Here is a 1,790-nt window from a genome sequence, read left to right as displayed (position 1 = left end):
CTGTAGGATTTTGGATAGTCACTACTCGTTTGAAATCACTATTTTCAATAATATTCAAATCAGCAAAGAGTTTTGTAAAGATGAATTCTCGAAAAGGTCCAACAGGAAATGGCATAAAATTTTTAATAGTTTGAGGAAAAAGCAAAATATCAAACTTTTTAATATTAACTCTATTAAATCCATCATCTAAAAAAATAACTTTAGCTCCCTGCTCTATTGCTAGATTTATAGCCATCTCCCTATCTTCACTAACAATTACAGAGGCATTTGGTAGAGATTTTGCCATAAGCATCGGTTCATCTCCACTTTTAAATACATCTGTCAATATCTTTCCTCTACTGCTTACCTCTATCAATCCCCTACTCTCTCTCCCATATCCACGAGATATAACAGAAGCATCACTATACTTGGAAGCCAAATGAATAACAAAAGGGGTCTTTCCAGACCCTCCAACAGTAAGATTACCAATACTAACAATAGGTATTGCATAATTTTTTTGTATAGATAAGACTCTTCTTAATAACATAAACAGACCAAATAGTATAGATATAGGAGATAATAGAGAGATAAGAACCCAATCTAAAATATTGGGTTTAAAAAAGAGTCTCTCAAAAAAAGAGACTATTGATATGTTAAACATCTTGCAAAACTCCTTGGAATCGGAGACTTTAGTCCCGAATATTACGAGGCTAAAGCCATCGATTCCTAATTTTGCAAGAAGTCCAGTAAACATTAAATATGTGCATTAGCAACTTTTTTAACAGCATCACAAACTTTATCAGCCTCTTCATCGCTCAGAGATGGATATATTGGCAGAGACATAACACGCTGAAAAGCACCAAGTGCCACAGAGTAATCAAACACCTTCATAGAGTACTTAGTTTTATAGTAATCTGTTAAATGCAACGGCATATAGTGAACACCTACTTTTACCTTCTCTTTTTTTAATTCATTGACAAAATGGTCACGATTCTTATCAATCTCTACTATATATTGAGAAGAGATATCATCATTAGAGTTTTCAGGTAGTTTTACATGCTTAAGATTAGCAAGTATAGTAGAGTATTTTCGAGCTATCTCTTTTCTTCGTTTGATACTCTCTTTTAGATTTTCTAAATCGGCAAGACAATAGGCGGCATCAAGTTGAGAAATATCATATTTCCAACCAATATCAACAACATCATAGATATAGTTTACATTACCAAACTGATCGCACGATTTCTTCTCAATACCATGAAAGGATAGAAGTTCAGCTCTTCTGTGAATCTTCTCATCATCAGTAGCTATCATACCCCCATTGGTGATAGAGTTACATAGGTGTGGAGCAAAAGAGAATACGGTTATATCAGCCCCAGAGTTCCCGATATAAGAGCCATTATATCTTGCTCCCATAGCGTTACTTGCATCTTCTATAACTTTAACTTTGTATTTTTTTGCCAACTCATATATCCTGTCCAAATCAGCAATTTTACCAGCCATATGGTTTACTATTATGGCTTTAAGTTTTTTACTTTGATTCTTCTCTAAAGCCTTCTCTAGCTTATTGATATCCAAATTATAATTTTTGCTCTCTATATCAACAAAAATTGGCTCTGCATCAAAATGTCTAACTGCTTCAGGTACTGAAGGGAAAACATTGATACTACAGATAACTTTATCACCTCTCTTAAAATCCAAAGCACACATAGCTAAATGAAGTGCTGCTGTTCCACTATTAGTTGCAATCGCATGTTTACAACCTATAAACTCTTTGAATGAATCTTCTAGTTTCTTAACTTTTGTATTATCAG

2 protein-coding genes are annotated in these 1,790 nt (G+C 33.7%); both read right to left on the bottom strand.

The genetic code is table 11. The features are described 5' to 3' along the window. A partial coding sequence (gene lpxK / locus GSY74_RS09445; RefSeq protein ID WP_164664854.1) for a tetraacyldisaccharide 4'-kinase occupies positions 1 to 640 on the bottom strand: 640 nt, incomplete at its 3' end. A 92-nt stretch (positions 641 to 732) separates the two neighbouring features. Next, on the bottom strand, positions 733 to 1,790 hold a 1,058-nt coding region (locus tag GSY74_RS09440), incomplete at its 5' end, for a DegT/DnrJ/EryC1/StrS aminotransferase family protein (protein ID WP_164664853.1).

Origin of the sequence: Sulfurovum sp. bin170, assembly GCF_010892395.1 — a bacterium.
Lineage (GTDB): Bacteria > Campylobacterota > Campylobacteria > Campylobacterales > Sulfurovaceae > UBA1140.
This window is presented reverse-complemented; position numbering and strand designations above follow the sequence as displayed.